We start from the raw sequence: 4808 nt of genomic DNA, 5'->3' as shown, positions 1-4808 counted from the left end.
AGGACGACGGCGCCGATGGCGCCGCGGACCAGGTCGTCCCACATGAACCAGAAGCGGTCCTGGCCGGGCGTCCCGAACAGGTACAGGATCAGATCGTCATCGAGCGTGATGCGGCCGAAATCCATCGCGACCGTGGTGGTCGTCTTGTCCTGCACATGACTGAGATCGTCGATGCCGGCCGAGGCGGAGGTCATCACGGCCTCGGTACGCAGCGGGTTGATCTCCGAGACCGCGCCCACGAAGGTCGTCTTGCCCACGCCGAAGCCTCCCGCCACCACGATCTTCGCGGAGGTGGTGGAGCGGGCGGGTGCGGGCGACCCGCCGCTAGAGCTTCCGAAGTCCACTGAGCACCCTTTCGAGCAGTGTCACATCCGGCGTCCCGCCGGACTCGCCGCTGCCGCCCGGCTGGTGGATCGCCACCATGCCGGCCTCCGCCAGGTCCGCGACCAGGATCCGGGCCACGCCGAGCGGCATGCTCAGCAGCGCGGAGATCTCCGCCACCGACTTGACCTCGCGGCACAGGTGGCAGATCCGCTGGTGCTCGGGGAGCAGACCCTGTAGGTGGGCGGGGTCGGCCGTGGAGCTGACCAGCGCCTCGATGGCGAGCTGGTAACGCGGCCGGGTCCGGCCTCCCGTCATGGCGTAGGGGCGGACCAGCGGCTGGTCGCCTTCGTTCCCGTACGGCGCGTGGTGAGAGGCGCCGTACGGGCCGGGCGAGACGGGCGGGGTCATTGATCCTCCGGGCGGGACAGCAGGATGGCAATAATGCCGTCGAGCGGGGGCCGGTGGGGGCTTTTCGGCCGTACGGTCGGACGGACGGACGGTGGGCGGACGGTCAATTGAGCAGGCTGCCCTGCAATTCGGCACGGAGATCGGGCGTCAGGACAGTGCCCGCCCGGTCGACGAGCAGGGCCATTTCGTAGCCGACGAGGCCGATGTCGCACTCGGGGTGCGCCAGTACGGCCAGGGAGGATCCGTCGGACACGGACATGATGAAGAGGAAGCCGCGCTCCATCTCCACCACGGTCTGGTTGACGCTGCCGCCCTCGAAGATCCGGGAGGCCCCGGCGGTGAGGGAGGTCAGGCCGGAGGCGACTGCCGCCAACTGGTCGGCGCGGTCGCGCGGAAAACCTTCGGACATCGCCAATAGCAGTCCGTCGGCGGAGACCACGACCGTGTGGGAGACCCCTGGGGTGTTGTCCACGAAACCGGTGATCAACCAGTTCAGGTTCTGCGCCGCCTGGCTCATCGGGCTCACACTAACGCTCCTGATCGTAGGTGCTGCCGGGGCCGAAGCCCTGTCGGTCATTGTGCTCGGGGGAGCCGTTGTCGGTCCCCGCTTCGCGCCCTTGCTGGACACCGCGGCCCTGCTGGACGCCGCGGCGCAGATTGCTCAGCCTGCCGCGGATGTCCTCGGGGGCGCGGGACAGCTGGGGGCCGCCCTGCGGTGTCTGCTCCGCGGTGCCCTCGACGAGGTTCGCCTTGGGCACCCGCCGGGGCAGACCGGAGGGGGTGACTCCGCCGGCCTTCGGCTCCCGGAGCCGCTCGGCCTTCTGCCAGCGCTCGTCGTTCGCCGATTGCCAGTCGGTGGCCTCTCCCTGCGGAGGCTGCTCCGGCTCCCCTGCCGTTTCCTCGGGCTGCTGCCACTGCGTGCCGCCGCGCGGAAAGCCGGCGCCGGTCATCGGGTGGGAGCCGCTCGGGGAAACGCCCGGATGGTCAAACTCTACGCGCTCCCGCGCTGTCGCGTCAGCGTCGGACGAGGGCTCCGATTCCCTTCCGTAACCCTCGTCATATGCCGCCCCATAGGACCCCGACTCGCTCCACTCGCCCTGGTGAGCGGGGTGCTGAGCCTCCTCGACGGCAGGTCCCGCGGGGTGCGCCGATCCCTCGAAAGGGGATTCCGGATACGCCGGGGGCTGCTCGGGGGAGGGGCTGTACGACTGCGTGTGCGACGGGTCGTGCGAAGGCTCGTACGGCTGCTCGGGACGCTCGTACGACTGCTCCTGCGCCTGCGAGCCGTCGTCCGCGGGCGCGGTGGGGGCGTCGTGCGGCGGGCGCGCCGCCTCGTCGTCGTAGCCACCACCGCGCGTGATCGCCTCCGGCAGCATCACCAGCGAGGTGGTGCCGCCCTGTTCGCCCGAGGGGCGCAGCTGGACGCGGACACCGTGCCGCTCCGAGAGCCGGCCGACCACGAACAGCCCCATCCGCTGGGAGACCGCGACGTCGACGCGCGGCGGGTTGGCCAGCCGGTGGTTGATGTCCGCGAAGTCCTCGGCGGTCAGGCCGATGCCCTGGTCGTGGAGTTCGACCATGACCCGGCCGTCCGGCAGCCGCGTCGCCGTCACCGCGACCTTCGTCTGCGGCGAGGAGAACGCGGTGGCGTTCTCCAGCAGCTCCGCGAGCAGATGTACGAGGTCGGCCACGGCCGTGCCGTGGATCTCGCACTCCGCCACCCCGGACAGCTCGATCCGCGCGTACGACTCCACCTCGGAGGAGGCGGCGCGCAGCACGTCCACGAGCGGCACCGGACGGCCCCAACGGCGGCCGGGCTCCTCGCCGGAGAGGACGAGCAGGTTCTCGCCGTTGCGGCGCAGCCGGGTGGCCAGGTGGTCCAGCCGGAAGAGGCTCTCCAGCCGCGCCGGATCGGCCTCGCCGCTCTCCAGGCCGGAGATCAGCGCGAGCTGACCCTCGATCAGGCCATGGTTGCGGCGCGAGAGGTTGGTGAAGATGGTGTCGACGTCGGACCGCAGCAGCGCCTGCTCGGCGGCGAGTCGCACAGCCTCGCGGTGCACCTGGTCGAAGGCGCGGGCCACCTCGCCGATCTCGTCGCGCGTGGTGATCGGGATCGGCAGCGCCCGGGTGTCCACCCGTTCCGGGCCCGTACGCGAGAGCTGGTCGACGACGGCCGGCAGCCGCTGCTCGGCGACCTCGAAGGCGGCGCTCCGCAGCCGCCGCAACGAGCGGCTCATCGAACGGGCCGTCAGACCGGCGATCACGAGGGCGAGAAGGAGGGCGAGCACGACGATGGCGGCGCTGACGATCGCGTCGCGCTGGGCGTCGGAGGAGGCCTGCCGTGACTCGGACAGTGCCGTGTCGACCAGGCCCTGCTCGATCGACCGGTAGGCGTCGAACGTCCGCGTCGACGTGTCGAACCACGCGGTGGGCGTGATGCCCGCGTCCGCCGTCCGCCCCGCCGCGATGGCGTCGGCCATCTTGTCCTGCGCGTCGGTCCTGGCCTTTTGGGCGAGCGTGCTCCGCAGCCGCTCCGCGTCGTCCTCGGTGGCGCCGGAGGTGTAATCGCCGAGCGCGATCCGCTCCAGGTGCGCGTACGAGCCGAAGGCCGTCAGCTGCGACGTACGGTCCTTGGCGGCCGGGCCGGGCTTCACCAGCAGGTGGACGCCGATGGAGCGCTGGAGGGACGCGGCGGCCTTGGCCAGCGAGATCGAGTGGATGCTGTGGCCGTAGGAGGAGAGATCGCCGGTGGGCGAGCCCAGTTCGTTCGCGAACTCCATGAGCGGGTGCTGGACGGCCGTATAGCCCTCCTCGGTGCGCACCCCGCCCGCGGCGGCCCCGCGGTACGCGGACTCGCGCACCTTCGGCAGCGCCTTCTCGGCCTCGGCGAGCGCCTTGAGGCGGCGCTTGAGTCCGGGGGTGTCCGGCAGGTCCGCGGCGCGGTCGTCGAAGACCTTCTTCGCCGCGTCCGTCGCCCTCCGTGCCTCCTTGACCGCCGGGTGGTCGCTCTCGCCGGTCAGCAGCGGCTCCGCGGTGCGGTCCCGCTCGTCGAGCAGCGCCTGCCCGTACGCGGCCGCCGCCTGTACGAGCCGGGCGGTGCGCTCCCCGTCCCGCGCCGAGCGCCAGTCGTCCAGCGACGACTTGACGTCCAGACCGCCGAAGCCGAGGGCGACGAGCACCGGTATGAGCAGGATCGCGTTCAGCCGGGTGGCGACGCGCCAGTTGCGGGGCGAGCGGCGGCTGCCGGACACGGGGGGCTCGGGCGCGTCGGCGGACGATGCGGCCGCGCGCGACGGCGGGGTGAAGTTCCCCCGCGCCTGCTCCGCGGCGCTCGTTCTGCTGCGCGTCAACTCGACAACCCCTCGGCGTCGGCACCCGCTCGGTGCCGGTCTTTACCTGAGCCATTACCGCTCAGGTCCGGGAATTCCAGCACGTCAGGCGGGTGCATTCCAAACACCGGGGGCGACGGTGCGGGGGCTGGAAATGTCCAACATAAAACGGGCATTAAGAGCGAGCGACGCCAAATGACGGGGAAAACGTAAGCGGAGCGCAATCGGCCGGACGCGAACTGTAGTCGCGCCCGGCCAATTCTCTGTCGAAACGTTATGAATACGGCAACGTGCTGTAACGCGCCGAACGGCCCGCCCGGAACCGTTCTGACCGGCTCCGTGACGGCCCGTGCAACTGCCGTTCGCGCGCCGCTATTTGAGCCGCGCCATCAGCGCGTGCTCGACGAGCGTGATGAGCGCGCTCTTCGTCTCCCCGCGCTGCCGGGCGTCCGTGGTGATGATGGGCGCGTCGGGGCCGATCTGGAGTGCTTCGCGGACTTCTTCGGGGGTGTAGGGCTGGTGTCCGTCGAAGCCGTTGAGGGCGATGACGAAGGGGAGGCCGCTGTTCTCGAAGTAGTCGACGGCGGGGAAGCAGTCGGCGAGGCGGCGGGTGTCGACGAGGACGACGGCGCCGATGGCGCCGCGGACCAGGTCGTCCCACATGAACCAGAAGCGGTCCTGGCCGGGCGTCCCGAACAGGTACAGGATCAGGTCCTGGTCCAAGGTGATGCGGCCGAAGTCCATGGC

At 70.9% G+C, this 4808-nt stretch carries 5 protein-coding genes; all 5 read right to left on the bottom strand.

The window, feature by feature from the left end; translation table 11 throughout:
* On the bottom strand, nucleotides 1-344 hold a 344-nt coding region (locus tag ACFU99_RS33375; RefSeq protein WP_384399183.1), incomplete at its 3' end, for an ATP/GTP-binding protein.
* Entirely contained in the window at nucleotides 325-732 is a 408-nt protein-coding gene (locus ACFU99_RS33370; protein WP_363230003.1) for a DUF742 domain-containing protein, read from the bottom strand. The genes ACFU99_RS33375 and ACFU99_RS33370, both read right to left, overlap by 20 nt.
* A gap of 103 nt (nucleotides 733-835) precedes the next feature.
* Nucleotides 836-1249, bottom strand: a complete 414-nt coding sequence (locus ACFU99_RS33365; RefSeq protein WP_384399185.1) for a roadblock/LC7 domain-containing protein — start codon at nucleotides 1247-1249, stop codon at nucleotides 836-838.
* Nucleotides 1250-1259: 10 nt separating this feature from the next.
* Nucleotides 1260-4082: a nitrate- and nitrite sensing domain-containing protein gene (locus ACFU99_RS33360; RefSeq protein ID WP_384399180.1), complete on the bottom strand. Its 2823-nt coding sequence runs from the start codon at nucleotides 4080-4082 to the stop codon at nucleotides 1260-1262.
* A 351-nt stretch (nucleotides 4083-4433) separates the two neighbouring features.
* A partial coding sequence (locus ACFU99_RS33355; RefSeq protein WP_384399178.1) for an ATP/GTP-binding protein occupies nucleotides 4434-4808 on the bottom strand: 375 nt, incomplete at its 5' end.

The sequence above is a fragment of the Streptomyces sp. NPDC057654 genome (assembly GCF_042800135.1).
In the GTDB taxonomy this organism is placed as follows: Bacteria; Actinomycetota; Actinomycetes; order Streptomycetales; family Streptomycetaceae; genus Streptomyces.
The sequence above is the reverse complement of the archived record's forward strand: the minus strand, read 5'-3'. Positions and strand labels throughout refer to the sequence as shown.